Here is a 26,084-nt window from a genome sequence, read left to right on the forward strand (position 1 = left end):
CGCGCGTTGGATCGGAGGAAACGCCGGCGCATGCCGGCGTCTTTTTGGGTGATACGGGGCGTGTGCGTCGCGTGGCCGCGCGACGGCGTCGCACGCGATGCGGATCGCATCGTCGTCATGGCCGGCGGCCGACAGCTCGCCCAGCGTCGGCGTCGCGCATGCGCGTTCGAGCAGCACCGCGTCGCGATCGTGCAGCCATACCCGCGCGGCGCCGTTGCCGTTCCACCACGTCATCAGCGCGTTGCCGCGCCGCTCTTCGTCGCAGGTCGCGACCTTCAGCATCGCGGGCTGCGCATGCCGGGTGACCGGCAGCACGCCGCCGCTCGCGCTGAGGATCGGGCCGCCGTCGGGAACGAGATCCCATCGGCGCAGATAAGTGTCGAACATGCAGACGATGGTACAGGCGAAGCCGCCCGCGCGCAGGGCGCGGCGCCCGGGGCTGAGGCCCGTGCATCGGCCTTTCCTAAATAAAATTTAGCCAGTCAAAGTTTGGCTAAAGAATGTTCCGGTATCGCGGCATCCCTTCGACAATGCGCGCGTTTCGCGATCGACGAACGCCGCTGCGGCGCGCGCGGTCGCCCCATCGAATCAGGAGCCTGCATGATCCATCGCACCGCCGACCCATCGTCGCGACCACGAGTGTGTGCGGCATTGCCGCGCCGCTGTGTTCGGCGCATCCCGCTCGCGGTGACCGTCTCGCCCGACTACTACATGAAGACTACCGACGACGGAACCCTATCGGTGGCCGTGAAGCCGCCGCGCATGGCGCGCGTCGACCGACGCGATTTCGCCCATGCCCGATCCGCGCGCAGTACGCGCAGCGAAGACTTCGCGCCTTTGATCCGCCGCGTCGTCGCGCTCGGCGCTTCGGGAACCATCGAGCGCCACGCGCAACGCAAGCCGGCAACGCCGCTGCCCGCGATCGACGCAGCCGGGCGCGCGCGTGTGCGCGGCCTGTTTCGTATCGAAAGCTGAGGCGAGCACGATGCATACGCTATATCTGATTGCGATCGTTGCGGAAGCGATGTCGGGCGCGCTGATGGGCATGCGGCGCGGGATGGACCGGTTCGGCCTCGCGCTGGTCGGCGCGGTGACGGCGCTCGGCGGCGGCACCGTGCGCGACGTGCTGCTCGGACACTATCCGCTCGGCTGGATCGCGCATCCGGCCTATCTGCTGATCACGCTCGCGGCCGCGACCGCCGCGTCGTGGGCTGCGCGGCACCTGTCACGGATGAAGACGCTGTTCGTGACCGTCGACGCGATCGGCCTCGCGGCGTTCACGATCATCGGCTGCGACATCGGCGCGTCGACCGGCGCGGCGCCGATCATCGTCGTGCTGGCAGGTGCGATCACCGGCGTGTGCGGCGGGATGCTGCGCGACCTGCTGTGCAACGAGATGCCGCTGGTCCTGCGCGACGAACTGTACGCGAGCGTCGCATTGTTCACGGGCGGGTTGTACGTCGGCATGCAGTATCTGGGTATCGGCGCGGGGCCGGCGACGATCGTCGCGCTCGTGGCAGGCTTCGCGACGCGGATGCTCGCCGTGCGACTCGGATGGAAATTGCGGACTTTCGCCGTCGCGGATGTCGAGCGCTGAGCAATCGTGCCGGCGCGAACCTTGGCGCGCTGCTCGGGCAGCGGGGCTGACACGCGGAGATGCGGCGCGCTGGTGGTGCCGGTCGTGCCGGTCACACGCCGGAGCCTGAATACGGGGAGGGCATGGCGAGCGCCCTGGACATGCGGTCATCGACGCAACAAGCGGCGAACGATGGCCTACATCGCTACAGATGAGGAGCGTTCACGACAAATGGACGGAAAACGGCCGATTCGCCGGCGTGCTGCATAGGCGGCGGGGTTCGCTTGGCTCGCACCGGCAACCCGGCAACCCGGCAACCCGGCGGACCGGGGGCCGGCAAACCGGGAGAACGGGGAGAACGAGGCGAACGAGGCGAACCGGGCGAACCGGGCGAACCGGGCGAACCGGGCGAACCGGGCGAACCGGGCGAACCGGCGAACCGGCGAACCCGCCCCCGCGGCCCAACCGCCCCGCACGAAGCCTGCCCCAGCATCCGCCCGCCCCACTACGCCAACGATTCGATCCGAATCAACAGGTTGCGCGCATGCGCGATGAACGCCTCGTGCGTCGCACGATCCCCATGACCTTCGAACCCGCCTTGCTCGGCGAACGCGAGCTGCTCCGCATAGAGATCGACGACGGCGCTGCGTGTATCCGGCGGCAGCGCGCGAATCATCGAAACGAGCAGCAGCTCCTGCGCGCGCAACATGCCGGACAGCGATTGGGCGTTCATGCCGACCTCCTCGAACGATGCGGCGGCGTGCCGCTCGTTTCATAGTAGGCGCTCGGCGCGCCCAACGGAAATCAGCCGGCGGCCGTGGCGGCGCGTGCGTCGCGCACCGTGCGGGCGACGCGCTCGACGAATTCGACATCGACGCTCGACAGCGCTTCGCGCTTGCCGTCGGGCGTCTCGACCATCAGCCGGTACGTGACGTCCTGCGTGGTCCAGGCGAGATAGCCGACCACGACCAGCATCACGCCGACCACCAGCGCGGCGCTCGATGCGCCGATACCGCCGGCCACGGCGACGGCCGCGCCGATCAGCGAGATCAGCCACGGTACGAGACGATTTTTCGGAATCTTGACGACGTCGACGTTGCGAATGTCACGCAGCGGAAAGACCTGCCCGGCGGCCGACAGGCCGTTGCGCGTGATCGTCACGCCGCGTTCGTTGAATGCGTTTTCCATCGTGTGTTGCGTGGACGAAAACGCGCAGCGTAGCAGACTTCGCTGCCCCGTCAAACGGGACCGAGTGCCGCACGACCCAAGCGCGCGGCGCAACCGGCCTCGGCGGGCGTCAGAACTGCAGCCGGCCGTCGCCGTACAGGCGGCCCGGCACGTGCGACGCGACGACTTCGGCGATCTGTTCGTCGGTCGATTCGGCCGGCACGATCTGGCGCCGCGCGGGCGCGTCGAGGTGCATCGTCCATTCGACGAGCCGGTACGGGCGACCCCACGGCCGCAGCATTTCCACCGACACGCGGCAGCTCTGGACCGGGAGCGAATGCTGGCGCGTCAGAATCGCGTGCAGATGGCTGAAAACGGTATCTTCGATCATCATGGCCTCCGATCCTGTCTTGTGAGCAGTTGCTGGCGGTGCCGTAGTGGTTCTCAAAAAAAAGAAGCCGCCGATGCTCAGGCGGCCAACAGGGGGGGTGAGAGCATCCTCTCAGCCCAGAATTAAGCGAAACTTAAAAGCGCATAAAAAAGCGCCCCGCACGCGGGGCGCTGCTTGCCGGCGGGGTCCGCGAACCGCGCGGACCGTCGGCCGGGTGCCTTAGAACTTGTGGCGGATACCGACGCGCACCGCGAGCTGGTTCTGCGAGTTCGTGCCCGACGTGCCGAAGTAGCTGCTCGTGCTCGAGCCGATCGCCGCTTGCGCGCCGTCGCCCGACGCGTCCTGGTAGATCACCAGGCCATACACGTCCGTACGCTTGCTGAGCGCGTAGTCGAGCGCGAGGTTGCCCTGGTTCCAGTGAGCCGAGCCGCCGTTGCGCGTCGCGTTCGTGTACGTATAGCCCGCCGCTGCCGACAGCGCCGGCGTGAATGCATACTTCAGGCCGCCTTCATATGCGTTGAAGAACGTGCCGCCCGCGCCCGAGATCGTCGAGAACTGCGTACGCGTCCACAGCAGCCATGCCGTTGCCGGGCCCCACACGTAGCGGCCGCCCACGCCGTAGGTGCGCAGGTCGCGGATGTTCGACAGCGCGAGGTTCGCGATCGTCGTCGAGAACGCCGGCGCCGACTGGCTCGGGTAACGGATGTCCGTGTAGGCCGCACCGATCGCGAACGGGCCGTTCGCATAGTTCATGCCGAAGCTGTAGGCACGCGACGAGCCGCCCGTGTTCGTGGTGCCCGTGCCCGGTGCGCCCGCGAAGTCGGTCGAGTTCGAGAAGCCGTACAACGCGCCGAACGTGAAGCCCGAGTAGTTCGCACTCTGGAACTTCACGGCGTTGTTGATGCGGCTCGACGTGAGCTGGTCGACGTCGTTGACGTGGTACGCGTAGTTGCCCGCGACCGTGTTGCCGCCCGTCGAGTAGGACGAGCCGAGGATGTCGGTCGAGAACGAATACTGACGGCCGAACGTCAGCGTGCCGTACTGCGTCTGGCTCAGGCCGACGTAAGCCTGGCGGCCGAACATCGCGCCGCCCTGACCGGCCGCGCCGGTGCCGACGCTGAAGCCGTTTTCGAGCACGAAGATCGCCTTCAGGCCGCCGCCCAGGTCTTCCGTGCCGCGCAGGCCCCAGCGGCTGCCTTGCGCGATGCCGTCGTCGAACTTGAACAGCTTGCTGCCGGCCGCGGTCGAGCTCTTGGTGCTGTGGTTCACGTAGCTGATGCCGGCGTCGATCACGCCGTACAGCGTGACGCTGCTTTGCGCGTGGGCGGTACCGGCCGTTGCTGCCAGGATGGCGATGGTCAACAGTTTCTTGTTCAAAGGATTCTCCGAGCGAGTAAAGGGCTTTTACAGTTGCGGCTCCGGCGCTCTCTATGGGCGCTCTCACGGACCGGCGGCAACTTTATCGACGGACCACTTAATGAATGTGACAGCGTTGTCATCTGACGAATATGTGGTTCTGATGCCACAGTCGCTCCCGCGCGATCGCGCCACGGGTTATGCCGAACGCGCGCGTCATTCCATCGCTCTCCGGAATATGCACATGAAATAAGCTTGGTTGGTGCCGCTGCGCGGGCGTGCCACGATGCGCGCTCCATCACGAAACGGGACAAGAGCACACCATGCGACGTTCGATCCTGACCGGCCTCGGCGCGCTTGCCGCGGCGCTGGCCTTTGCCTCATCCGGCGCGCACGCCGATTCGCAGACCTTGAAGATCGGCACGATGAGCGGCCCCGATGCGCAGATCTGGAGCGAGGTGACCAAAGTCGCCGCACGCGAGGGCCTCGCGATCAAGGTGATCGAGTTCAACGACTACGTGCAGCCGAACGCGGCGCTCGACGCCGGCGACCTCGACGCGAACGGCTTCCAGCACCAGCCGTTTCTCGACAGCCAGATCAAGCAGCGCGGCTACCGGATCGTCAACGTCGGGCTCACCTACACCGCGCCGATGGGCTTCTATTCGAAGAAGCTGAAATCGCTGAAGGACTTGCCGGCAGGTGGGAAGGTCGGCATCCAGAACGATCCGTCGAACGGCAACCGCGCGTTGCTGTTGCTGCAGAAGTACGGGGTGATCAAGCTGAAGCCGGGCGTCGGCACGAACGGCGTCAACGCGACGCCGCTCGACGTCGCCGAGAATCCGAAGAAAATCAGGATCGTCGAGCTCGATGCCGCGCAACTGCCGCGCGCGCTGCCCGACCTCGATGCCGCGTCGATCAACACCGACTATGCAGTGAAGGCCGGGCTCACGCCGGTGAAGGACGCGATCGCGATCGAGGACCTGCGCGGCCCGTATGCGAACCTGATCGCGGTGCGCGCGCAGGACAAGGACAAGCCGTGGGTGAAGAAGCTCGTCGCGGCCTATGAATCGGACGACGTGCGCAAGTTCATCGACCGGACCTTCGGCGGCGCGATCGTGCCGGCGTTCTGAGCGTCGACAGCACGTCGACAGCACGTCGACAGCACGTCGGCCGCTGCCGGGCCGCTGCGCCGGGGCATCGGTCGCATTCGCCTGAGCCGAAAAGCAAATCGCCCGCGCAAGCGGGCGATTTCGTTGATGTTGATGCACGCGGCGATAGCGCCGCGGGCCGTTCGCTCAAGCAGACAGCAGCGAGCCGCTGCGGATCGGCGTCGCGCCGGCGATGCGCGCGACTTCCATTCCGGCGGTGGCGAACCGCACGACCTGCCGCGCGTACAGCACGCCCGACACGCTGCTCTTCAGCGTGATCACGCGATCGGTCAGCGGATCGACGATGTCGGCCACTTCCTGGCCGGCCTCGATCCACGCGCCGACCGGTGTGCGGAACACGATCACGCCCGACACCGGCGCGACCAGCGGATCGGTGCCCGCGAGCGGCGTGGCCGGGTGCGCGAGCGGCGGCAGCGGCGCCGGCGTGCCGTCGATCAAGCCGCGTTCGGTCAGATAGTCGACGATCGCTTGCGCGTCGTGCTCGGCCAACTCGTACGACACGTCGCGTTCGCTGCGCAACTCGACCGTGACCGAGATCGCGCCGTTCGGGATCGGGAAGCGATCGCCGAACCGGTCGCGCAGATCCGACCAGCAGAAGCTGTGGATTTCATCGAACGGATTGCCGACCGAATTCAGCGCCAGCAGCGACGCCTGCGCATTCAGATAGCGCGCCAGCGGCTCGACGTCCTGCCAGAGGTCGGGGTTCGTGTACAGGTGCATGACCGCGTCGTTGTCGCAGTGCAGGTCGAGCACGATGTCGGCGTCGAACGACAGCTTCTGCAGCGCGAGCCGCTGCGACTCCAGCTCGGTGCGCGGCTTCTGCTCGTCGAGCGCTTCGCGCATCGCGGTGCGCACCGCGGCGACGTTGCGCTGCGCGTCGCCCGTCAGCCGGCCTTCGATGCGCGGCAGCACGAGCGCGGCGAGATCGTGGAAATTGCGGTTGAAGTTCTGCATCGAGCCGAGCTCGAAGCGGCCCAGGTGATCGCCGAACACATGTTGCGCGAGGCCGATCGGGTTCGGCACCGGCACGATCACGACTTCGCCGCGCAGCTTGCCCGCCGTCTCGAGCGCGGCGATCTTGCGGCGCAGCAGCGTGGCGACCAGCATGCCGGGCAGTTCGTCCGCATGCAGCGACGACTGGATGTAGACCTTCTTGCCGCCGCGCGGGCCGTAGTGGAAGCTCGTGATCTGACGTTCGGTGCCGATGGCGGGGGAAATCAGCGGATGGGTCTGCGTTTGCATGATGGGGGAAGGCGGCGCAGCCGCGAATGATCCGGTATGCGTGGAAGGTCGATTGTACGTTGCCTTGCGCGAAGCTATCAAACCGCGTCGGCGGTATCGCGTTTTCCGTTGCGAATCATCGGCTTGGCGCGAAAACAATCGCCCGCGGGGCGCGTCCCGCGCGAGCGTTCGCGCAGCCTTGCGCCGCGCCGGCGCAAAAAAAACGGGCTCCTTGCGGAGCCCGTCTGCGCGGCTGCAAAGCGCGCGTTGCGCGCTGTTACTTGCCGTACACGTCGAAATCGAAGTACTTCTTCGCAATCTTGTCGTACGTGCCGTCCTTGCGCATCGCGGCGATCGCGCCGTCGATCTTCGTCTTCAGGTCGGTGTCTTCCTTGCGCAGGCCGATGCCCGCGCCGTTGCCGAGCGTCTTCGGATCGTCGAGGTCCTTGCCTGCGAAATCGAAGCCGGCGCCGCGCGGCGTCTTCAGGAAGCCGATCTCGGCTTGCACGGCGTCCTGCAGCGCGCCGTTCAGGCGGCCCGAGATCAGGTCGGCGTAGACCTGGTCCTGGTTCTGATACGGGACGACGGTGACGCCCTTCGGCGCCCAGTACGTCTTCGCGTAGGTTTCCTGGATCGTGCCTTGCTCGACGCCGATCGTCTTGCCCTTCAGCGATTCGGCCGTCGGCAGCAGGCCCGCGCCCTTCTTCGTGACGAGGCGCGTCGGCGTGTTGAACAGCTTCGCCGAGAAGGCGATCTGTTCCTCGCGGGCCGGGGTCATCGACATCGACGACAGCACGCCGTCGAACTTGCGGGCCTTCAGCGCCGGGATCATCCCGTCGAAGTCGTTCTCGATCCACACGCATTTCGCGGCGATGCGGCGGCAGATCTCGTTGCCGAGGTCGACGTCGAAGCCGACCACCTTGCCGTCGGCGCCTTTCGATTCGAAAGGCGGGTAGCTTGCGTCGACGCCGAAGCGTACGGTCGACCAGTCCTTCGCGTATGCAGTGCCGGCCGATACGGCCAGCAGGGCCACGGTCACAGCCGCAAGAATCTTTTTCACTCGGTGACTCCTCGTTTTGTTCGATGGGTGCGCGGTTGTGCCGCGCCGTAAGCGTTCGCCCCGGCGCGGCTTCGCGTCGGACGGTCCGTTTCGCATGCCCGATGCGGGCGCGCGACGTGCGCAAGATTATCAAGACAAAATACCGGCAGGGCGCCTAGGACATGCCCCGATACCGGCCCGGACGGCCGCGCTCGCGCGATGCGGCCGTTTCAAAGCAAGGAACGATTCAGCCTAGCGTTTCGTTGACCGCGCGCTGCAGGCATGTGACGAATTGCGACACGGCGGGCGTCGGCAGCAGGTCGCGGCGGGCGATGATCGACAGGTCGAAGCGCGGCATGGTTTCGTCGAGATCGGCCGTGCGGATGCCGAGCGGCGCGACCATGGCGGCCAGCGGGCGCGTGAAGCAGCCGATCACGTCGGAGCGTGCGACCAGGCCGAGCGTCACCGCGAACGACATCGGCGAACGCAGCAGGCGCTTCGGCAGCGGCAGGCCGCGCGCCTCGAACATCGCCATCATCACGCTGTGCGGGAACTGCTCGGCGCCGACGGTGACGATCCATTCCGCGTCGAGTAAATCCTCTAAACGGCGCGCGTGCGCGAGCGGGTGGCCGTCGCGCATCACCACGGTGAACTCGGTGGACAGCAGCGGCGTCTGCGTGAATTCGCGGTCGAGCGCGGGCACATGGTGCATCGCAGCGATGTCGAGCGTGCCGTTGTGCAGCTGCGCGAGCGCGTCGGGCACCGTCACTTCCTCGAGATGAAGGCTGACGTTCGGCATCGCGCGGCGGAACGCGGTGACCGCGTGCGGCAGCGCGGTCAGCGCGATCGACGGCATCGTGCCGACGGCGACGCGGCCCGACATCTCGCCTTTTACCTGCTCGACGGCTTCGACGGTGCGGCGCATGTCGCCGAGCAACTGCTCGGCGCGCGGCAGCAGCGCATGGCCGCACGCGGTCAGGTCGACGCCGCGCACGCTGCGCACGAGCAGCTCGGCGTTCAGCGCGGTTTCGAGTTCGCGGATCGTATGCGTGATGGCGGGCTGCGTGACGCCGAGCTCGCGCGCGGCGGCGCGCAGGCTCTTGTGATGCGCGACGCAGACGAACGCGTGGAGCTGCGCGGTGTTCAGGTGGTTGCGGATGCGGGTCATCGATCGGTTCGAGGCTGGCGGCGGCGCGGTGGCGCGGTGGCGTTGACGCGGGGATCGATAGGGTAGCGCGGGGGTGGGGGCGGTGGTGGGGTGGACAAAAAACGCCGGGGCCGCGGGGGTGGCTTCGTTTGCTCGCCGTTACTTCATCGAGGCCCGTGATTCATCCGTTTTAGCCAGCAACTGGTACGAGCACGCTGCCTCGTGAGCCGAGGGTTAGCCGCGAGCGCGTCTTCCTTGCGCGCGGCCCGCCAGTAAGCGCCGAAATGCGTCATTCATCAAGCTGGGTCGTGTGGCGTATTGTGAGGGTTATACGACCTTTGAGCCATTCGGCTCCAGTTCCATAATTTGCGCAGCAATCAAGCCGGATCAAGAGCACAAATGCGATTGCCCATTGATCTCCCGGTTTGATCAATTTCGCGCAAACGAAAGGAACAGAGAATGAGGCTTAAGAACAAATCGGCTTTGATTACCGGCGGCACTAGCGGAATCGGTCTCGCGACCGCGAAGCTCTTTATTGCAGAAGGCGCTCGGGTCGCGGTGACCGGTCGCGATGTCGCTGCATTCGAGCGTGTGAAGGCCGAGCTTGGCGACGATGCATTGGTTTTCAGGGCCGATGTGCGTTCGATCGACGACATGCGTGCCGTTGCCGCCCAGTTAAAAGAACGGTTCGGCGGCCTGGATGTCGTATTCGCCAACGCTGGCTGGGCTTTCCCGTCCGCAGTGAATGACATCGACGATGACCTCTACAACGAGATCATGGACATCAACGTCAAGGGCGTGGTCTACACGCTTCAGGCGATGCTGCCGGAGTTGCGAGAGGGCGCCTCGGTCATCCTCAACACCTCGTTCGTCGCCCAGACCGGCAAGCACGGCATATCGTTGACCGCGGCAGCCAAGGCCGCCGTGCGATCGCTTGCCCGTAGTTGGTCCTACGAGTTTCTCGATCGCAAGATCCGGTTCAACGCGATCGCGCCCGGTGGCACGGACACGCCCCTGCTCAGCAAGTGGGGGATGTCGGACGAGGACGTCCGCAACTTCAAAAGCGAGTTCGCGAAGACCATCCCGGTTGGCCGTCTGGCAAAGGCAGAGGACATTGCCTACGCAGCGCTCTATCTCGCCAGCGACGAATCCTCCTACGTGGTCGGCAGCGAACTGGTTGTCGATGGCGGCGCCTCGCAGCTTTAAGCGGGAGCACTCCGGTTCACGAGCCCGGCACGACCTTCCGATTCATCCACACCTGATCACATGTCCACTGCGCGTTATTCGCGCGGTGGTGTTCAATCCGGCCCAGCCTCGTTGCAAAAGTGGAGCGGCCGAAGCGCAAGGAGAAATGATCTTGACCGACACTAGCGAAAACAATCGCTCCGGGAAGCCACTCACCGAAGCAGGTCGTTCGCGCCGCGATATTCTCAAATTCGGAAGCATCGCCACGCTCGGCGCCGTACTGGGTGGCGGAGCACTGCTTGGCCATACCGCGCCTGCTCTTGCGCAGGCAGCCAGCAAAGGAGAACTCGCTCCGAATGACCCGCTCGACATTTTGATTGTCAATTACGACGGCGGGACACTGCTCGACTTCGCCGGCCCCAGCGAGATTTTCCACCGATTACCGAATACGAACGTTCGCTATGCGAGCCTCAATGGGGGCAACGTGACGCTCGAATTCGGAGTCGTGTACGGCAAGACCGAACGGCTGGCCGATATCGAGCGAACCGATCTGATTCTGGTGCCCGGTGGCTCCGATTTGACGGCGCCGATGCGGCCCGAGTATCAGGCGCAGATCCGGCGTTTGGCCCAAAGTGCCAAACATGTGACCTCGGTTTGCAACGGATCGTTGGTGCTCGCTGCGACGGGCATTCTCAATGGCAGGCGTAGCGCCTGCCATTGGGCGTTCGTCAACAAGCTGTCCGAATATGGCGCCATCCCCGTGCCGGATCGATTCGTCGAAGACGACAACGGCCGCTTCATGAGCGGCGGCGGCGTGACGGCCGGCATCGATTTCGCACTTCGCGTCGCGGCGAAGCTGCGCGGTCAACAGGCTGCCGAATTCACGCAACTCGTAATCGAATACGATCCCGCTCCGCCGTTCCATTCCGGCCACCCCAGAGACGCACGGCAGGAAGTCATCGCGATGGTCGACAAAGAACTGCCCGGTGCATCCAAGGGACTCGCACGAATCCCGGGCGTTCGCTGAAATTCCCGCGGGCAATGTCTGCGAGGACTCGCACGGCTCTCGATGAAGCCGCAACCAACATTGCTTGCCTCACCTGCGCGATCTGGCGCAGGCCCGTCTATTTGAAATCTGATCGGAAAAATCTCAAATGCAACAGATTCTTCGTCTTGCCGCACCCGTTGCGGCCTGCTTTGCTTTTTTCGCCTTTGCCGTGCCGGCAGTTGCCAGTGGCCCGCAGCCTCGAATCGAAGCGGCCGTCAATACCGAAAACGCGCGGTGGGCCGATGCCTTTGCGCGAGGGGATTATGAGGCGATAGGCCGCTTGTATACGCACGACGGCGCACTGCTGCCGCCCGGCGGCGACAGGGTGACGGGTGGCAGCGCGATTGCCGCATACTTCGCCAAGCAGTATGCCGGGGCAAAGCCCGACACCGTATCGTTCAGCAATTACGAGTTCTACGGTAACGACCGGGCCGTGACGGAGGTTTCGGATGCGGAAATCCGTGACCATGCTGGAGCCGTTAAATACCGTGGCAAGCAGATCCTCCTTTTTCTGAAGGAGGGCGGTGCGTGGAAATTGCATCGCGATATCTGGAATGATTACGCTACGCAGAAATCCGATAGCCGTTGAGCGCGGGTGATATAGGCAAACACCGACCGCAAGCGCCATCCGGCCGGCGCTCGATCAGCGCGCTTTATTCAATCTGCTCTCGCGTCGGATCGCCTGCGGAGGGTGGCCATGCAGTTTGATGAAGGCCCTCCGCATTCTTTCCGGATCAGTGAAGCCTACCGCCAGAGCAATTTGTTCGATCGGTTCGCTGCCCTCCTGCAGGCGCAGCCTCGCAGCTTCGACCCGCAAACGTTCGACGGCCTTGGCTGGCGTTTCACCCGTTTCCCGGCGAAATGCTCGTCCGAACTGTCGCAGGCTTAATCTCGCTGCATCGGCGAGTCGTTCCACAGGTAACGCTTCAGCCAGATGTTCCCGGGCAAAGTTCAGGGCGATGCGGATACGATCCGATTCCGGCTCCATTTGCGACATGGCGGAAAACTGGGACTGCCCGCCTGGTCGACGATACGGGACGACCAAAAGCCTGGAGACAGCGCGCGCAACATTCGAACCCAGATCTCTATCGATCATGCCGAGCGCCAGATCTATTCCGGAGGCGATTCCCGCCGACGTCCAAATACGGCCGTCCACGACATAGATGCTATTGCCCTCGACCCTGGTGCGGGGGAAGCGCGACTGCAATAGAGCAGCGTATCGCCAGTGTGTCGTCGCTTTCAATCCATCCAGCAAGCCGGTTTCCGCCAGCAGAAACGCTCCTGTGCACACGCTTGCCACTCGCGAGGCCCGGGCGGCCAATTTCGTGGCAGCGGCGATGTTCTCCGGTGTCTGCATCGGATCTAAATCGCCGCCCACGAAAACGACGGTATCGAATGCGCGCCTTCCGATCGGCTTTGTCTCGATCGCAATGCCCGTATTACCGGGAACCGGACCTCCAGACTGCGAGACGACCTGAAGATCGTACGGAGTATGGCCAGCGGCTGTGGCTACTTGATTAAAGGCGGAAAGTGGACCACCGAGATCGAGAGCATCATGGCCGCGGCAAACGAAAAATCCAATTCGATGCATGACGAAGTCGGTGGTCGAAGATTCAAGGGAGGGCTTAGTTTATAGAAAACCCTCGAATCGCGTCGTGCGGTCCGTCGTGGGGAAGATGCGTCGTTTGGGCTCTCGTCGGGAGGCCTGTGGCGGGTGGTAGTCAGGGCGCGGGGGCGGCTACCGTCCTGCGGCGGGTGACTGTCGCAGATCGACCCACGAGAAACGTTCAATCTCAGCGGAATCGGATGCTCGATGGCATCTGGCGTCGCTATCACGCCCAGCCGGAGCCTGAGTCTTGGCGGACCACAGCACGGCAGAGAGGGGCTCCGGGTCGAACCACCTGCGCCGCTCGTACTTGCTCTTTGCGATCGCCGTCTCTCACTGAGCGCGACGTCTACTGTGGTAACCCCAAACCACCTTGCCCATCGACAGACATTATCGACAACAAATAGCTATCGATTTGCCGGAGACTGACGGCGTGCCGAAGGTTGTCCTCCATCAAATCGCGGAGTTCCAGAACACGCGCACACCAGTCCTTATAGCGAGCGACTTTGCCGAAGTCGCGCCAACCCTTATAGCTGCCTTCCAAATCGTCCATAACCCACGACCAACCTTCACGGACAATCGAGTCCACAATGGGGAAAAAGGCTGGCCGATGAAAGTGCAGGTATTTAGATGCTAGGCTGCTGTTTTCGCGATTGTTGGCGGTCGCCAATGCCTGACAAAGTTCAAGATGAATAGCAGCGGCTTCGGGCACGCGGTCGAGGGTGAGCTTGTCGTCCAATCCGATAGCATCTAATAGCGTGGCACATTTTGACCCCGCAATAGCAGTGGCGGCCTCGATGACGACTTCAAGCGCGTGTCTTTCATCCTTGCCAAGCCCTTTGGTCTTTCTCCGCTCCACTGAAGCAGAGTAGGTGCGTCCGATTAACATTAGCTTGCCAATGATTTGTGATTTATCGGTATTGCTAGGGTGAGCTTTCGCGGCTGCTTCATCGTGTGGACCGAAAATAAAATCGCCGAGGACGTGTACGCCGGGAGGCGCAGGGTCGCGGCCCTTGATCTGGAAATTGATGGACCCACAGCCGCAAGGACAGCGCCATGGCGTAACCTCGGCCTCTGCGAGTTGTTCCAAAAAATCTCGCGCCTTCGGCTCACCGTGCTCAAGCATCCAACGAGCGAGAGACATCTCGGATGCAGCCAATGGGCGGTTTCGTTCGAGAGTAGTCATGGCGTGAGAGTTCACCGGTGCCGGCCAGTTTAACAGCCCGGTATAGGGCGTTATCCGCTCTCATCCGCGACACCCGCGCGGACATCGGTGAATGCTCAAAGTGGCTGCGGATCCAACCTATATGCGCTATTCCGACAAACGCCCCATATGCTTCCTTCGACACAGTTGCCCGACGCTCATCCAGCCTGCGCGGCAGTGGCGTACGAGTTGTGCCGTGCCGGCCGACATGGCAGGATACCGCTTCGATCATGCGGGGCCGCGTGGCGCATTACGGGAATAAGAATGATGCTTTCGTGGCGATTGCGTTGGTACGTACTGGCGACGGCCCGGGTGCTGCATAGGCACTGGCAGGCGCTATCCCTTACTGTCCTGCTGCTGCTGCCCACAATGCCCGTATTCGCACAGTCCCGCCTCCTGGGGGCGCCGGTACTCGCACCTTTGGCCCCGGAGCATGGCTTCGAATGGCGGTTCGTCTGGGTGCATATGCTCGAAGCCATCGGCATGCTTTGGGTGCTAATCCAACGTACGGCCATTAGCGGCGGCCCGTTTGCCGTCTTCGTCAAATCGTTGCCTGTTTCTGATCGGCATCGCCGTGCCCTCGATGCAGCCGTCGTGCTGATTGCCAGTACGCCGCTGCTGTTCCCCGTCATTTCCGCAGCGATCGCGTTCGCTTATTTGCCGGATAAGGCCTCGAACTATCTGTACGTTATCGCTCTGACGATGATTACGCTTGGATGGCAATTGGCCGCGTTGTCGCGCAATATCAGTAACGGAATTCCGTTGGTGGTTGCCAATCTCGTTTTGATCGGCGCGCTGCAGACGGATAACGCCGTGCGGACGATACTGCTAGCAGCGTCGCTGATTCTTGCTGCGTTCGCGTTGGCCCATGCGCCTGCGGCATCCTCTCCGCGTGCGAGGCAGTTTGGTCCGACGTGGCGTCGAGTAGTCGGTCGCATGTCCGCAAATACGGCACATCGGCTTCCGGTTTTCGTCAACCTGCAGCTCGGTATTCTAGGGCGTCACTTCGCAGAGACCGTCAGCCGCTGCGCAGTCATGGGCGCGGTCGCCGCTTCTACCTGTTACATGGTTGACCTTTGGGGTTTCGACACGCGCGCCGTGCCGTTGACGCTGATCGCACAGGCCGTGATCGCGCTGATCGCGTCAACGACCTATCGCGATTTGCGTGCGAGTCACGTTCGGGCGGCCCATTTTGTGCGATCGCTCCCGCTAGGCTCGATGGTGCAGGTTCGTGCGGATGTACTGACGGTCGTCATGCTCGCACTGCCATTTGCCGCCGTCGCGCCGGTGCTTCTGGTAGCGCACGGAGCCCTGTCGGTCCACGTCGCCGTTGCGATCGTATCGGCAGGCGCGCCTCTGCTTGCGCTGCTGCGCTTGCCACAACGCTATGCTCCGAGAGAATCCGTTTTGCTCGGCGTAACACTCGCCGTGAGCTGGATCGTCGCCGCATGGCAAATCTTCATCTGATGGACTTCACAATGCTTCGAATCGAAAACATCAGCAAGCGCTATGGTGAGTACGTCGTATTCCAAGGGCTGCACCACGTGACCGGGGCAGGGTGCGTGGCGCTTTGTGATGAGAACGGCAGCGGCAAGTCGACGCTGCTTGGCATCCTCGCCGGGACCATCGATGCCGACGAAGGTAACGTGTGGATCAATGGTCATTCACTACGTGACGAGCCGCTCAAGGCAAAGTCTTCACTAGCATACGTGCCGGACGACTGCATGGCGTATCCGTTCCAGACTGGACGCGAGTTTCTCGAATTCGTCGCCTCGACCAAAAGGACGGTAGTCGGTCGCGACACTCTCGATCTGGCACATCGCTTCGGGTTGGCGCCGCACCTGGAAAAGCGTTTTGAACAGATGTCACTCGGCACCCGCAAGAAGATTTATTTGAGCGCCATCACGCTCGGGGAATCCTCAGTCGTAGTGGCGGACGAACCTGGCGACGGACTCGACGCCGCTGCGCGCGGTGTCCTGATGGACTTGTTCCGCATGCTGGCGAAAGATCGGGTCGTGTTCTTTTCGAGCCACGATCTCAAGCTGGTAGAAGGCTGCGGTGCCAGGACGCTCAATTTTGCCGATCTCGGTAGGTCGGATAGCGCGCCGGTTCAGCCGTTCAGTCAGTAATCTCAATACCCGATGGTTTCGGTGCCTATGGTTCGTTTCCGCTGGGCAACCGGAGTGAGAGAAGCAGAAGCAGCCTGCCGATGACGGGTGGCGGCCCAACCGCCCCCCTTGATCCAACGCTATCTATCCACCTCACCCCACCGCAAGCTCCACAGCCGCGAGCGTCCGCCGCCGAATCCAGCCGCTCGCGAGCCGGATCGCGAGCCAGTACGGCACGAACAGCGCGCGCGTGCGCTTGCTCGGGCAATGAACGAAGGTTTCCGTGCGCAAGAACCGCGCGCCGCTCGGCAGCCCGACGACTTCGAACCGGAGCACCAGCTTCGCGTCGTGCGGATCGGCGTGCCGCACGAACGCCGCGGCGTCGTCGATTGGCCGGACGTCGGGCGTCGGACGCCAGAAGCGGCCGACGAGGCCAAGCGACAGCGACGTATCGTCGCGATGCAGCAGCGTGAACGTATCGAAGCCGAAGCGTTCACGCGCAGCGCCGCCGCTGCGGCGGCCCACCAAACGAGCGACGGCCGCCGGCGCTTCGCGCACGGCGAGCAGCGCATCGATCACCGGATCGGCGCGCATGTCGAGCGCGGCGACGGCATCGATGATGCGAGCCGACGGCGCGTCGATCGGCTGCGATTCGTGCGTTTCGACGAAGCCGAACGACGGGATGAACGGCGGCTTGCGCGGCGCGGTCCGCGTATCTGATTCGGAGACGATACCGAACGGATTCATGACGGTTCCGGAACACAAAGCGCGATCGTAGCACCGCGTGCGCAATCGTGATTCGACGCGCCAGCACGCGCTCGCCGCATCTGCGAAGCACCACGCCCGTACGGGCAAAAAAGCCTGGAAACATCCGCTTCCGGGCCTGCAGAGCGCTCGCCGGTGAGCGTGAACGCAAACATTCCCGTCCCGCTGCGCACCGGCTTCAGATCGCCCAGCCGCCGAGATAGAACGTCACGAGCACGGCCGCGATCAGCACGGTGCCGACGTTCAGCTTGCGCCATTCGCCGCTCGCGACGCGGCCGATCACGAGCGTCGAAAAGCCGAGCATGATGCCCGTCACGATGTTCGCGGTCAGCACGATGAAGACGGCGCACACGAGGCCCGACATCGCGTCGACGACGTCGTCCATGTGCAGCTTGCTCACGCTGCCGAGCATCAGCAGGCCGACGTACATCAGCGCGGGCGCCGTCGCATACGACGGCACGAGCGCCGCGAGCGGCGAGAAGAACATCACGACGAGGAACAGCACGCCGACCACCGCTGCCGCGAGGCCCGTCTTCGCGCCGGCGGCCACGCCGACGCTCGACTCGATGTAGGCCGCCGCCGGTGCGCCGCCGAGGAAGCCGGAGAAGATCGAGCTGACCGAATCGGCGGTCAGCGCGCGGCCGCCGTTGACGATGCGGCCGTGCGCATCGAGCTGGCCAGCTTGTCCCGCCACCGCGCGAATCGTGCCCGTCGCGTCGAACACGGCGGTCATCACGAGCGCCAGCACGCTCGGCAGCACGGCCATCGACAGCGCGCCCTTGATGTCCATCGCGCCGATCAGCGACGCGTGGCCCGGCGCACTGAGCGACGGCAGCGCGAAGATGCCGCGGTACTTCACCGCGGGATCGAACGCGAGGCCAATCGCCGACACGGCCACCACCACGAGCAGGATGCCGCCCGGCACGCGCCGCTTCTCGAGCCCGAAGATCGCGGCGAGCCCGACGATCGACATGATCGCCGGGAACGCGGTGATCTGGCCGAGCGACACCGGCAGCCCCGCGCCCGGATTCTTCACGACGAGGCCGACGTCGTTCGACGCGATCAGCAGCAGGAACAGGCCGATGCCGATCCCGGTGCCGTGCGCGACGCCCGCGGGCAGATTGCGCAGGATCCACGAGCGCACGCCGGTGACCGAGATGCCGGTGAACACGACGCCCATCACGAACACGGCGCCGAGCGCGACGCTCGGGTGCAGGCCCTTGCCGAGCACGAGGCCGAACGCTGTGAATGCGGTCAGCGAGATCGCGCAGCCGATGGCGATCGGCAGCTTCGCCCACAGGCCCATCAGCAGCGAGCCGAACGCCGTGGTCAGGCAGACCGCGACGAACACGGCGCTCGTGTCGAAACCGGCCTTGCCCAACATGCCGGGCACGACGAACACCGAATAGACCATCGCGAGGAACGTGGTCACGCCCGCGACGATTTCGCGGCGCTGCGTGCTGCCGCGCGACGAGATGTCGAAGTACCGGTCGATGACTCCCTTGGTGCCGAAGTCCGTTTCTTCCGCGCCGACGCCGACCGTCGGCTGCACCGGGGTATCACTCATGAGCTTGCTCCTTTATCAGCATGCTGAAACGGCCGCGGCGGACCGTCGTCAGGGTGTCTCGAATCTGGTTGGAATGATCGGCATCGTCGTGCGCACGCATGATGCGCGGCGGGTGTCGCCGGCCGCGCGCCAACCGGCGCGCGTGCGTCGCGTCGCACCACGCGCGGCGAGGTGGACCCGGCCCGCGTGCTTTGCCGTAGCGAAGGTTAGGCGAACGGCCCGGCGCGTCCCATTGGAGGAACGGCATGCAGCGCATGTCGGCGCGCTTATATCCGCGTGCCGCGGGGCTTCGTCGACGCGGAACGCGCGTATACGCCTAGTTCGAATCCGTTAAGGCGACTATTCGTAGGCGGGATGGGCGGCAGTGGCACTGCAGCGGCAGCGCAGCGCGGCCGCGCTGCCTCAGTCGCGCGCGGGATGCGTGCCACGGACCAGATGCTCGAGATATGCGCAGAACATGTCGGCCATCGCGTTCGAGTACGCGTCGATCTCGGCCGCGCTGCGTTCGGTCTCGGAAAACGCCTTGCCGCCCGCCGTGAGCGTGGTCACGATCAGGTCGCCCGCGAGCGTGCGCGCGGCGTCCGGCACGTCCGGCAGCGCTTCGCGCATGAACGCGCCGAACACGCGCTCGCTTTCGGCTTTCAGTTCGCGCGCCTCGGGCGCATCGCGATAGAGCGGCGCGGCGTCGTCGAGTGCGGTGCGCATCGGCGCCTCGTCGCACTCCGAGCGCACGAACGCATGGACGGCAGTGCGCAGGCGCTCGAGCGGCGTCTTCGCGCCGTCCTGCAGCATCGCGCACAGCATGCCGGAGGTTTGCCGCCATTCGTCGTGCTGCAGGCGGAACAGCACGGCGGCCTTGTTCGGGAAGTACTGATACAGCGAGCCGACGCTCACGCCGGCCCGCTCGGCGACGCGCGCCATCGTGAAGCGCTGCGCGCCTTCGGCCGCCAGAACCTGAACAGCGGCCTGCAGCACGGCGTCGACGAGTTGGGTCGAGCGGGCCTGCCGAGGCAGTCTGCGTGAGGCGATCCGGGTGGTGGGGCGGTCGGTCATGGCGGCTCCGGGAATGCGAATAGTAAAACGTGAATAGTTCGTCATATTCTAGTCGGGCGCCCTGACGCGCTCAACCCGACCCGGAGATTTGCATGACCACCCTGATTCAAGATCCGCTCGCATCGCTGCTCGCGCGCCTGTTCGACGAAGCCGACGCGTCGTCGCCCGCGTCGGACCCGGCGTTCGCCGGCGTGTCGCGCGACGAGCTGGCGCGGCTGATGCGCAGCAAGACCGATTACGCCGATTTCTATGCAGGTCTGAAGGACTATCCGCTCGCGGTGTCGCGCGAGACGGGCACGCTGCTGTACATGCTCGCGCGCGGTTGCGGCGCGCGCTCGATCGTCGAGTTCGGCACGTCGTTCGGCATCTCGACGCTGCATCTGGCGGCCGCGCTGCGCGACAACGGCGGCGGCCGCGTGATCACGAGCGAATTCGAGGCGTCGAAGGTGGCGCGCGCGAGCGCGAACCTCGCGGCGGCCGGGCTCGCGGATCTGGTCGAGATCCGCGCAGGCGATGCGCTGCAGACGCTCGCGACCGACCTGCCGGCCACCGTCGACCTGCTGCTGCTCGACGGCGCGAAGGCGCTGTATCCGGAGATACTCGCGCGCGTCGAGCCGCGGCTGCGGCGCGGCGCATTCATCGTCGCCGACAACGCCGAGCACAGCCCCGACTACCTCGACTACGTGCGCGCGCCGGCGAACGGCTACCTGTCGGTGCCGTTCGGCGCCGACGTCGAGCTGTCGATGCGGCTCGTCTGACATCGGCGCGCCATCGCGCGGGCGCTCACTTTCACGTTCACGCGCAAGCCTGCGCGAGCGCCGGGTAGTCGGTGAGGCCCTTGGCGCCGCCGCCGAACAGCGTGTTGCGATCGTGCGGCGCGAGCGCGGCGCCGCTGCGCAGGCGTTCGGGCAGGTCGGGGTTCGCGACGAACGGGCGGCCGAAGGCGATGAGGTCGGCCCAGCCGGCGGCGATCGCTTCGCGTGCGCGCTCGGCGGTGTACTTGCCCGCATAGATCAGCACGCCGCCGAACGCTGCGCGCAGCTTCTGCTTGAATGCCGGCGGCATCAGCGGCGCGTCGTCCCAGTCGGCTTCGGCGATGTGCAGATAGCCGACGCCCAGTTCGCCGAGCAGCGTCGCGGCCGCGAGGTAGGTCGTTTCGGGATCGTCGTCGACGCAACCGTTCAGCGTGGTCAGCGGCGCGAGGCGGATGCCGACGCGCGACGCGTCGCCGGTGCCTTCGATCAGCGCCTGCGCGACCTCGCGCAGGAAGCGCAGACGGTTCTCCAGCGAGCCGCCGTATGCGTCGGTGCGCGTGTTCGCGTTCGAGTCGATGAACTGGTTCACGAGATAGCCGTTCGCGCCGTGCAGCTCGACGCCGTCGAAGCCGGCTTCCATCGCGTTGCGCGCGGCGGCGCGGTATTGCGCGACGATCTCGCCGATCTCGGCGACCGTCAGCGCGCGCGGCTCGGACGCCTGCACGAAGCCCGGCGTGCTGCCGTCGTCGCCGGCGATGAACACGTTCACGCCTTTCGCCTGGATCGGCGACGACGACACCGGCTGCGCGCCGCCGTGCAGGCTCGTGTGGCTCAGGCGGCCGACGTGCCACAGCTGCGCGAAGATGCGGCCTTGCGCCGCGTGCACGGCGTCGGTCACCTTGCGCCAGCCGGCGACCTGCGAGCGCGTATGAATGCCGGGCGTCCACGCGTAGCCCTTGCCGAGCGGCGCGATGTAGGTGCCTTCGCTGACGATCAGGCCGGCGCTCGCGCGTTGCGCGTAATACTCGGCCATCAGTTCGTTCGCTTCGTCGCCGGGCTGGGTCGCGCGCGAGCGCGTCATCGGCGGCATCACGATACGGTTCGGCAGCGTCAGCGCGCCGAATTGCAGCGGTTGGAACAGCGGGTCGTGGTTCATGCTGGTGTCCTTTGAGTGCCGCGGCCGGCTGGCCGCGCATGGGTCGATCGTCGGATGGGCGCGCTCAGTCCCACTGCGGGGCGAGGCCGGCCGGATCCACTTCGCGGCCGTTGCGTTCGAGCGTGGCGATCTGCGCGAGGTCTTCGTCGGTCAGGCGCAGCGTCTGCGCGAGCAGGTTGCTCGCGAGATGCTCGAGCTTGGTCGACGACGGAATGACGGAGTAGCCGAGCTGCAGCGCCCACGCGAGCGCGACCTGCGCCGGCGTCGCGCGGTGGCGTCGCGCGATCGCGTCGAGCACCGGGTCGCCGAGCACCTTGCCGTAGGCGAGCGTCATGTACGACGTCACGTGGATGCGTTCGCTCTGCAGAAACTCGACGAGCTTGCGGTTCTGCAGATACGGGCTCAGCTCGATCTGGTTCGTCGCGATCGCGTCGCTGCCGACGGCCGCGATCGCTTCCTTCGTCAGCGCGATGTTGAAGTTCGACACGCCGATCTCGCGCGTGAGGCCCTTCGACTTCGCGTCGGCCAGCGCGGTCATGAACGCGTCGACCGACACGCCGTTGTCGGGCGCCGGCCAGTGGATCAGCGTCAGGTCGACGTAGTCGGTGCGCAGCTTGCGCAGGCTGTCCTCGAGGCTCGCCGCGAGCTTGTCCGGCGCGTAGTTGTCGACCCAGATCTTGGTCGTGACGAACAGGTCTTCGCGACGCACGCCCGATGCCGCGATCGCCGCGCCGACTTCCGCTTCGTTGCCGTAGATCTGCGCGGTGTCGATCGCGCGATAGCCGAGCTCGAGGCCGTTGCGGACCGAGTCGATGACGACCTGGCCCTGCAGGCGGAACGTGCCGAGGCCGAAGGCGGGAATCTTGCTCATCGTGTGCTCCTGGAAGAGGTGGAACGGTTGCGGTATGGGGTCATTCTGGCGGGTGCAACTGATGAGATAAACGCCGTCAGAGGTCAAAAATATTTGATTTCAGATCAAGGATCGTGCGGCGCTATGCGGCGCGGGTCGTTGCGGGCGCATGGAACGCGGGCAGCACGTGCGTCGCGATCTCGGACATCGTCTCGTCGAGCGGCCGGCGATTGCGCCGGAAGTGCAGCCCGATGTGCTGCACGCCCGCGTCGCGCATCGCCGCGAGTTCCTCGGCCAGCGCGATGCGCCCGGCGCGCGCGCCGAAGCGGTGGCGCTGCAGCGGTTCGTGCGGGTCCTCGGCGAGATCGAGGTGGATGAAGCTCACGTACGGCTTGTTGCCGGCCACCGCGCGCCAGTTCGCGGCGCGCTGCCGGTGATCGTCCGGCGTGCCGGGATACGCGAGGCAGCCGTCCAGGTGTTCGCCGATCCACGCGGGCGTCTGCTGCGCGAGGCCCGCGACGAGCAGCGGCAGCGGCGCGGCGACGTGCGGCAGGACCTCGAGCCCCGGCGGCAGGTGGCCGCGCGCGCCGTCGCGCAGCAACGCGATCTGCGCACGGAAATTCGCGCCGCGCGACGCGAAATCGCGGCCGAACAGAGGATATTCGACCGGCCGGTCGCCGCTCGCGACGCCGAGCAGCAGGCGGCCGCCGCTCAGCGCGTCGATCGTCGCGGCCGATTTGAGCGTCAGCAGCGGCTCGCGCAGCGGCAGCACGACGGCCGCCGTGCCGAGCAGGATGTCGCGCGTGATGCCCGCGAGGTAGCCGAGATACGAGAACGCCTCGAACACCTGCGCGGCATCGCCGAACGACGGGTCGTACACCGGCACGTCGCGCACCCAGAGCGCGCGGAAGCCGAGCGTGTCGGCCAGTCGCGCGAGTTCCGCGTGCCTGGCCAGATCCGGCACGCCGGGGCGGCGGCCGTCGTGCTGGCGCTTCGCGTCGCCGGCCGGCGACCAGTCGTTGTCGAGCGGCAGCTCGATGCCGATGCTGAAGCAGCCGGCGGCGAGCGCTTGAAGTGACGTGGACATGATGGACGTCTCCGTTCAGACCGCGCGCAGGCTGCCGTCGAGCCGGTGGAAATCGAGCGACGCCGCGGTGAAGAACGTGCGCGACGTGCCGGCCGCGAAATCGTCGATGTGCACGACGGTCGCGCGATCGGCTTCCTGCCACGCGATCGCGCAGGTGTCGGCGGCGACGGGCTGCCACGTGTATTCGACTTCGCCCGTCGCACCCGCGTACGGGCCTTCGGTGATCGCGTAGCGCATGTGGCGGCCGTCTTCGTCATAGGCGTTGAGGGCGGTCAGGCCGTCGTAACGGACTTCGAACGTCTTGCCGGCGAACGGCGGCCGTCGGGTCGATGCATTCATGCTGGGTCGCTCCTGCAAAAAGGGTGACGTTCAATGGGCGAGTTCGACGGGTTCGGCCGTGCGTTCCGGCAGCCCGGCGCTGCGGTCGAGGCGGCCGCTGAGCGCGGTCAGCGCGAACGCGCCGAGCGTGACCAGCGCGGCGATCCACGGCGTATGGCCGAGGCCCACGTTCGCGACGATCAGCCCGCCGAGCGACGAGCCGCCCGCGACGCCGAGGTTGAACGCGGCGATGTTGAAGCCCGAGGCGACGTCGGTGGCGTCCGGCGCGAAGTGGCGCGCCTGCTTGACGACGTACACCTGCAGGCCCGGCACGTTGCCGAACGCGACCGCGCCCCACGCGAGCATCGTCAGCACCGCGAGCCATTTCACGTGCACGGTGAAGGTCAGCGCGAGCAGCACGACGGCGAGCAGCAGGAAGATCCGCTTGAGCGCGCCGACGGGGCCGACGCGGTCGGCGAGCTTGCCGCCCCACACGTTGCCGAACGCGACCGACACGCCGTAGCCGACCAGCACGAGGCTGATCTGCGACGGCGTGAAGCCGGCGATCCGTTCGAGCAGCGGCGCCATGTAGGTGAATGCGATCAGCGAACCGCCGTAGCCGACCGCCGTCATCGCATAGACGAGCAGCAGGCGCGGCTGCGCGAGCACGCGGAACTGGCGGGCGAGCGGCGCGGGCGCCGTCTGCGGCAGGCCGCGCGGTACGAACGTCACCGCGCCCGCGAACGCGACGACGCCGAACAGCGCGACGATCAGGAACGTCGCGCGCCAGCCGAAGTGCTGGCCGATGAAGGTGCCGAGCGGAATGCCCGCGACGAACGCGACGGTCATCCCGCTGAACATCGTCGCGATCGCGCTGGCGGCCTTCTCCTTCGGCACCAGCGTGGTCGCGATGATCGAGCCGACCGAGAAGAACACGCCGTGCGCGAGGCCGGTGAGGATGCGCGCGACGATCAGCGATTCGTAGCCGGGCGCCTGCCACGCGACGAGATTGCCGATCGTGAACAGCGCCATCAGCGCGGCGAGCAGCGTCTTGCGCGGCACGCGGGCGGTGAGCGCGGTGAGCAGCGGCGCGCCGATCGCGACGCTCAAGGCATAGAGGCTGACGAGCAGGCCGGCCGACGGCAGGCTGACGCCGAGATCGGCGCCGATGGTCGGGATCAGCCCGACGATCACGAACTCGGTGGTGCCGATGGCAAACGCGCTGATGGTCAGCGCAAGTAGGGCGAGTGGCATGACGGGATCCTGGTTCCGGTGAGGACGGATCGCAGTGTGCCGGCTTTACTTTTGCGGAAAAACTCGTCTATAAACCAAATTGTTTTGATTTGAGATCAATAATGAAGATCACGCTCGACGAACTCCAGGCCTTTGCTGCCGTGGTCGATACCGGCTCGATCACCGCTGCCGCGCAGCGGCTCGACCTGACCGTGTCGGCCGCGAGCCGTACGCTCGCGCGGCTCGAGGAGAAGCTCAAGACCACGCTGCTGCGCCGGACCACGCGCCGGCTCGAACTCACCGAGGAAGGGCGGGCGTTCCTGCAGGACGCGCGCGCGATCATCGAGTCCGTCGAGAATGCCGAGGAGCAGATGCTCGCGCGGCGCGAGATGCCGTCGGGGCGCTTACGCGTCGACGCGGCGACGCCGTTCATGCTGCACGTGATCGTGCCGCTCGTGCGCGGCTACCGCGAACGCTTTCCGAAGGTCGAACTGGAGTTGAACAGCAACGAGGGGATCATCGACCTGCTCGAGCGGCGCACCGACGTCGCGATCCGGATCGGCCGGCTCAAGGATTCGACGCTGCACAGCCGGCGCATCGGCAACAGCCGGCTGCGGATGCTCGCGAGCCCCGCGTACCTCGACGCGCATGGGCAGCCGCGCAAGGCCGACGAGCTGCGCAAGCACACGCTGCTCGGCTTCACGCAGCCGGAATCGCTGAACGTGTGGCCGATCCTCGGCGAGGACGGCGAGCCGGCCCGCATCGAGCCGGCGATCTGGTCGTCGAGCGGCGAGACGCTGCGACAGCTCGCGCTCGACGGCGCGGGCATCGTCTGCCTGTCGGACTTCATGACCGCGCAGGATCGCGAGGCCGGGCGGCTCGTGCAGGTGCTGACGCGCCACACGCTCGACGTCGACCAGCCGATCAACGCGGTGTATTACCGCAACACCGCGATTTCGTCGCGGATCGCGTCGTTCGTCGATTACCTGATCGATGCGCTGCGCGGCGGCAGCGGCACCGGCAGCGAAGCGCCCGCGCGGCGCAAGGCCGCCTGGATGGGGCCGCTGTGACGGCGCGCCGCGC

General features: G+C 65.7%; 27 protein-coding genes and 1 pseudogene. 10 read left to right on the top strand and 18 right to left on the bottom strand.

Going from position 1 to position 26,084, the window contains the following annotated elements; genetic code table 11:
• Positions 1-45: 45 nt before the first annotated feature.
• Positions 46-387: pseudogene (locus AK36_RS30455) on the bottom strand (aminoglycoside phosphotransferase family protein); the annotation flags it as partial.
• Between the two features lie 213 nt (positions 388-600).
• On the opposite strand from AK36_RS30455, the gene AK36_RS00855 reads away from it, so the two are divergent.
• Together AK36_RS00855 and AK36_RS00860 are read left to right on the top strand one after the other, a co-directional pair.
• Entirely contained in the window at positions 601-975 is a 375-nt protein-coding gene (locus tag AK36_RS00855; RefSeq protein WP_045577644.1) for a hypothetical protein, read from the top strand.
• Positions 976-985: 10 nt separating this feature from the next.
• Positions 986-1,597 carry a trimeric intracellular cation channel family protein gene (locus AK36_RS00860; RefSeq protein ID WP_011880977.1) on the top strand — a complete coding sequence of 204 codons (612 nt, stop codon included), beginning with the start codon at positions 986-988 and terminating at the stop codon, positions 1,595-1,597.
• A 484-nt stretch (positions 1,598-2,081) separates the two neighbouring features.
• On the opposite strand, the gene AK36_RS00870 is transcribed toward AK36_RS00860, so the two are convergent.
• The 4 genes from AK36_RS00870 to AK36_RS00885 all read right to left on the bottom strand — a co-directional run bounded on the left by AK36_RS00870 (position 2,082) and on the right by AK36_RS00885 (position 4,511).
• Positions 2,082-2,309 (bottom strand): hypothetical protein, encoded by a 228-nt coding sequence (locus AK36_RS00870; protein WP_011880976.1) that lies wholly within the window; start codon positions 2,307-2,309, stop codon positions 2,082-2,084.
• Positions 2,310-2,380: 71 nt separating this feature from the next.
• Positions 2,381-2,764 (bottom strand): DUF6232 family protein, encoded by a 384-nt coding sequence (locus AK36_RS00875; protein WP_011880975.1) that lies wholly within the window; start codon positions 2,762-2,764, stop codon positions 2,381-2,383.
• Positions 2,765-2,873: 109 nt separating this feature from the next.
• Positions 2,874-3,134 carry a DUF2866 domain-containing protein gene (locus AK36_RS00880; protein ID WP_011880974.1) on the bottom strand — a complete coding sequence of 87 codons (261 nt, stop codon included), beginning with the start codon at positions 3,132-3,134 and terminating at the stop codon, positions 2,874-2,876.
• A 219-nt stretch (positions 3,135-3,353) separates the two neighbouring features.
• Positions 3,354-4,511, bottom strand: coding sequence for a porin (locus AK36_RS00885; protein WP_011880973.1), 1,158 nt, complete (start codon positions 4,509-4,511; stop codon positions 3,354-3,356).
• A gap of 302 nt (positions 4,512-4,813) precedes the next feature.
• On the opposite strand from AK36_RS00885, the gene AK36_RS00890 reads away from it, so the two are divergent.
• Positions 4,814-5,620 carry a MetQ/NlpA family ABC transporter substrate-binding protein gene (locus AK36_RS00890; RefSeq protein WP_045577646.1) on the top strand — a complete coding sequence of 269 codons (807 nt, stop codon included), beginning with the start codon at positions 4,814-4,816 and terminating at the stop codon, positions 5,618-5,620.
• A 165-nt stretch (positions 5,621-5,785) separates the two neighbouring features.
• On the opposite strand, the gene AK36_RS00895 is transcribed toward AK36_RS00890, so the two are convergent.
• From AK36_RS00895 to AK36_RS00905, 3 genes are all read right to left on the bottom strand, one after another.
• Positions 5,786-6,901 carry a succinylglutamate desuccinylase/aspartoacylase family protein gene (locus AK36_RS00895; RefSeq protein WP_011880971.1) on the bottom strand — a complete coding sequence of 372 codons (1,116 nt, stop codon included), beginning with the start codon at positions 6,899-6,901 and terminating at the stop codon, positions 5,786-5,788.
• Between the two features lie 256 nt (positions 6,902-7,157).
• Entirely contained in the window at positions 7,158-7,940 is a 783-nt protein-coding gene (locus AK36_RS00900) for an ABC transporter substrate-binding protein (RefSeq protein WP_011880970.1), read from the bottom strand.
• Between the two features lie 226 nt (positions 7,941-8,166).
• Positions 8,167-9,087 carry a LysR family transcriptional regulator gene (locus AK36_RS00905; protein WP_011880969.1) on the bottom strand — a complete coding sequence of 307 codons (921 nt, stop codon included), beginning with the start codon at positions 9,085-9,087 and terminating at the stop codon, positions 8,167-8,169.
• Between the two features lie 438 nt (positions 9,088-9,525).
• Here AK36_RS00905 and AK36_RS00910 point away from each other — a divergent pair, with 438 nt between their 5' ends.
• From AK36_RS00910 to AK36_RS00920, 3 genes are all read left to right on the top strand, one after another.
• Positions 9,526-10,272 (top strand): SDR family oxidoreductase, encoded by a 747-nt coding sequence (locus tag AK36_RS00910; RefSeq protein WP_014724123.1) that lies wholly within the window; start codon positions 9,526-9,528, stop codon positions 10,270-10,272.
• A 145-nt stretch (positions 10,273-10,417) separates the two neighbouring features.
• Complete coding sequence (locus AK36_RS00915; protein WP_404841937.1) at positions 10,418-11,278, top strand: DJ-1/PfpI family protein; 861 nt, start codon at positions 10,418-10,420, stop codon at positions 11,276-11,278.
• 127 nt (positions 11,279-11,405) lie between these two features.
• Positions 11,406-11,888, top strand: coding sequence for a YybH family protein (locus AK36_RS00920; RefSeq protein ID WP_045577647.1), 483 nt, complete (start codon positions 11,406-11,408; stop codon positions 11,886-11,888).
• Positions 11,889-11,942: 54 nt separating this feature from the next.
• Here the strand turns inward: AK36_RS00920 and AK36_RS30465 are convergent, their stop codons facing one another.
• Complete coding sequence (locus AK36_RS30465; RefSeq protein WP_011880965.1) at positions 11,943-12,890, bottom strand: GlxA family transcriptional regulator; 948 nt, start codon at positions 12,888-12,890, stop codon at positions 11,943-11,945.
• 364 nt (positions 12,891-13,254) lie between these two features.
• Positions 13,255-14,091: a hypothetical protein gene (locus AK36_RS32405; protein WP_131753940.1), complete on the bottom strand. Its 837-nt coding sequence runs from the start codon at positions 14,089-14,091 to the stop codon at positions 13,255-13,257.
• A 282-nt stretch (positions 14,092-14,373) separates the two neighbouring features.
• On the opposite strand from AK36_RS32405, the gene AK36_RS00935 reads away from it, so the two are divergent.
• Together AK36_RS00935 and AK36_RS00940 are read left to right on the top strand one after the other, a co-directional pair.
• Positions 14,374-15,576: a hypothetical protein gene (locus tag AK36_RS00935; protein ID WP_045577650.1), complete on the top strand. Its 1,203-nt coding sequence runs from the start codon at positions 14,374-14,376 to the stop codon at positions 15,574-15,576.
• Between the two features lie 11 nt (positions 15,577-15,587).
• Positions 15,588-16,238: an ABC transporter ATP-binding protein gene (locus AK36_RS00940; RefSeq protein ID WP_045578379.1), complete on the top strand. Its 651-nt coding sequence runs from the start codon at positions 15,588-15,590 to the stop codon at positions 16,236-16,238.
• 132 nt (positions 16,239-16,370) lie between these two features.
• Here the strand turns inward: AK36_RS00940 and AK36_RS00945 are convergent, their stop codons facing one another.
• The 3 genes from AK36_RS00945 to AK36_RS00955 form a co-directional block, all read right to left on the bottom strand.
• The gene (locus AK36_RS00945) at positions 16,371-16,964 is read right to left on the bottom strand and encodes a hypothetical protein (protein ID WP_011880959.1); all 594 of its coding nucleotides are present in this window, start codon (positions 16,962-16,964) and stop codon (positions 16,371-16,373) included.
• A 196-nt stretch (positions 16,965-17,160) separates the two neighbouring features.
• Positions 17,161-18,549, bottom strand: coding sequence for an NCS2 family permease (locus tag AK36_RS00950; RefSeq protein WP_045577651.1), 1,389 nt, complete (start codon positions 18,547-18,549; stop codon positions 17,161-17,163).
• 402 nt (positions 18,550-18,951) lie between these two features.
• On the bottom strand, positions 18,952-19,602 hold the full coding sequence (locus AK36_RS00955) for a TetR/AcrR family transcriptional regulator (protein WP_080938583.1): 651 nt from the start codon (positions 19,600-19,602) through the stop codon (positions 18,952-18,954).
• Between the two features lie 92 nt (positions 19,603-19,694).
• Here AK36_RS00955 and AK36_RS00960 point away from each other — a divergent pair, with 92 nt between their 5' ends.
• Positions 19,695-20,360, top strand: coding sequence for an O-methyltransferase (locus AK36_RS00960; protein WP_011880956.1), 666 nt, complete (start codon positions 19,695-19,697; stop codon positions 20,358-20,360).
• A 37-nt stretch (positions 20,361-20,397) separates the two neighbouring features.
• On the opposite strand, the gene AK36_RS00965 is transcribed toward AK36_RS00960, so the two are convergent.
• From AK36_RS00965 to AK36_RS00985, 5 genes are all read right to left on the bottom strand, one after another.
• A complete protein-coding gene (locus AK36_RS00965; RefSeq protein WP_011880955.1) occupies positions 20,398-21,513 on the bottom strand; it encodes an alkene reductase in 1,116 nt (371 codons plus the stop codon).
• A gap of 64 nt (positions 21,514-21,577) precedes the next feature.
• On the bottom strand, positions 21,578-22,384 hold the full coding sequence (gene dkgB / locus AK36_RS00970) for a 2,5-didehydrogluconate reductase DkgB (protein WP_045577653.1): 807 nt from the start codon (positions 22,382-22,384) through the stop codon (positions 21,578-21,580).
• Positions 22,385-22,505: 121 nt separating this feature from the next.
• Positions 22,506-23,450: a TIGR03571 family LLM class oxidoreductase gene (locus AK36_RS00975; protein WP_034193368.1), complete on the bottom strand. Its 945-nt coding sequence runs from the start codon at positions 23,448-23,450 to the stop codon at positions 22,506-22,508.
• A gap of 15 nt (positions 23,451-23,465) precedes the next feature.
• A complete protein-coding gene (locus tag AK36_RS00980) occupies positions 23,466-23,789 on the bottom strand; it encodes a MoaF-related domain-containing protein (RefSeq protein WP_034193367.1) in 324 nt (107 codons plus the stop codon).
• A gap of 30 nt (positions 23,790-23,819) precedes the next feature.
• Entirely contained in the window at positions 23,820-25,022 is a 1,203-nt protein-coding gene (locus AK36_RS00985; protein WP_045577654.1) for an MFS transporter, read from the bottom strand.
• Positions 25,023-25,123: 101 nt separating this feature from the next.
• On the opposite strand from AK36_RS00985, the gene AK36_RS00990 reads away from it, so the two are divergent.
• A complete protein-coding gene (locus tag AK36_RS00990; RefSeq protein WP_045577655.1) occupies positions 25,124-26,071 on the top strand; it encodes a LysR family transcriptional regulator in 948 nt (315 codons plus the stop codon).
• The last annotated feature ends 13 nt before the right edge of the window (positions 26,072-26,084 follow it).

This window comes from Burkholderia vietnamiensis LMG 10929, assembly GCF_000959445.1.
In the GTDB taxonomy this organism is placed as follows: domain Bacteria; phylum Pseudomonadota; class Gammaproteobacteria; order Burkholderiales; family Burkholderiaceae; genus Burkholderia; species Burkholderia vietnamiensis.

What these genes read in the sequence shown, in the direction of transcription:
- AK36_RS00855 (WP_045577644.1), top strand. Translation starts at nt 601, where the DNA reads ATGATCCATCGCACCGCCGACCCATCGTCGCGACCACGAGTGTGTGCG.
- AK36_RS00860 (WP_011880977.1), top strand. Translation starts at nt 986, where the DNA reads ATGCATACGCTATATCTGATTGCGATCGTTGCGGAAGCGATGTCGGGC.
- AK36_RS00870 (WP_011880976.1), bottom strand. Translation starts at nt 2,309, where the DNA reads ATGAACGCCCAATCGCTGTCCGGCATGTTGCGCGCGCAGGAGCTGCTG.
- AK36_RS00875 (WP_011880975.1), bottom strand. Translation starts at nt 2,764, where the DNA reads ATGGAAAACGCATTCAACGAACGCGGCGTGACGATCACGCGCAACGGC.
- AK36_RS00880 (WP_011880974.1), bottom strand. Translation starts at nt 3,134, where the DNA reads ATGATCGAAGATACCGTTTTCAGCCATCTGCACGCGATTCTGACGCGC.
- AK36_RS00890 (WP_045577646.1), top strand. Translation starts at nt 4,814, where the DNA reads ATGCGACGTTCGATCCTGACCGGCCTCGGCGCGCTTGCCGCGGCGCTG.
- AK36_RS00895 (WP_011880971.1), bottom strand. Translation starts at nt 6,901, where the DNA reads ATGCAAACGCAGACCCATCCGCTGATTTCCCCCGCCATCGGCACCGAA.
- AK36_RS00905 (WP_011880969.1), bottom strand. Translation starts at nt 9,087, where the DNA reads ATGACCCGCATCCGCAACCACCTGAACACCGCGCAGCTCCACGCGTTC.
- AK36_RS00910 (WP_014724123.1), top strand. Translation starts at nt 9,526, where the DNA reads ATGAGGCTTAAGAACAAATCGGCTTTGATTACCGGCGGCACTAGCGGA.
- AK36_RS00915 (WP_404841937.1), top strand. Translation starts at nt 10,418, where the DNA reads ATGATCTTGACCGACACTAGCGAAAACAATCGCTCCGGGAAGCCACTC.
- AK36_RS00920 (WP_045577647.1), top strand. Translation starts at nt 11,406, where the DNA reads ATGCAACAGATTCTTCGTCTTGCCGCACCCGTTGCGGCCTGCTTTGCT.
- AK36_RS30465 (WP_011880965.1), bottom strand. Translation starts at nt 12,890, where the DNA reads ATGCATCGAATTGGATTTTTCGTTTGCCGCGGCCATGATGCTCTCGAT.
- AK36_RS32405 (WP_131753940.1), bottom strand. Translation starts at nt 14,091, where the DNA reads ATGACTACTCTCGAACGAAACCGCCCATTGGCTGCATCCGAGATGTCT.
- AK36_RS00935 (WP_045577650.1), top strand. Translation starts at nt 14,374, where the DNA reads ATGATGCTTTCGTGGCGATTGCGTTGGTACGTACTGGCGACGGCCCGG.
- AK36_RS00940 (WP_045578379.1), top strand. Translation starts at nt 15,588, where the DNA reads ATGCTTCGAATCGAAAACATCAGCAAGCGCTATGGTGAGTACGTCGTA.
- AK36_RS00945 (WP_011880959.1), bottom strand. Translation starts at nt 16,964, where the DNA reads ATGAATCCGTTCGGTATCGTCTCCGAATCAGATACGCGGACCGCGCCG.
- AK36_RS00950 (WP_045577651.1), bottom strand. Translation starts at nt 18,549, where the DNA reads ATGAGTGATACCCCGGTGCAGCCGACGGTCGGCGTCGGCGCGGAAGAA.
- AK36_RS00955 (WP_080938583.1), bottom strand. Translation starts at nt 19,602, where the DNA reads ATGACCGACCGCCCCACCACCCGGATCGCCTCACGCAGACTGCCTCGG.
- AK36_RS00960 (WP_011880956.1), top strand. Translation starts at nt 19,695, where the DNA reads ATGACCACCCTGATTCAAGATCCGCTCGCATCGCTGCTCGCGCGCCTG.
- AK36_RS00965 (WP_011880955.1), bottom strand. Translation starts at nt 21,513, where the DNA reads ATGAACCACGACCCGCTGTTCCAACCGCTGCAATTCGGCGCGCTGACG.
- dkgB (WP_045577653.1), bottom strand. Translation starts at nt 22,384, where the DNA reads ATGAGCAAGATTCCCGCCTTCGGCCTCGGCACGTTCCGCCTGCAGGGC.
- AK36_RS00975 (WP_034193368.1), bottom strand. Translation starts at nt 23,450, where the DNA reads ATGTCCACGTCACTTCAAGCGCTCGCCGCCGGCTGCTTCAGCATCGGC.
- AK36_RS00980 (WP_034193367.1), bottom strand. Translation starts at nt 23,789, where the DNA reads ATGAATGCATCGACCCGACGGCCGCCGTTCGCCGGCAAGACGTTCGAA.
- AK36_RS00985 (WP_045577654.1), bottom strand. Translation starts at nt 25,022, where the DNA reads ATGCCACTCGCCCTACTTGCGCTGACCATCAGCGCGTTTGCCATCGGC.
- AK36_RS00990 (WP_045577655.1), top strand. Translation starts at nt 25,124, where the DNA reads ATGAAGATCACGCTCGACGAACTCCAGGCCTTTGCTGCCGTGGTCGAT.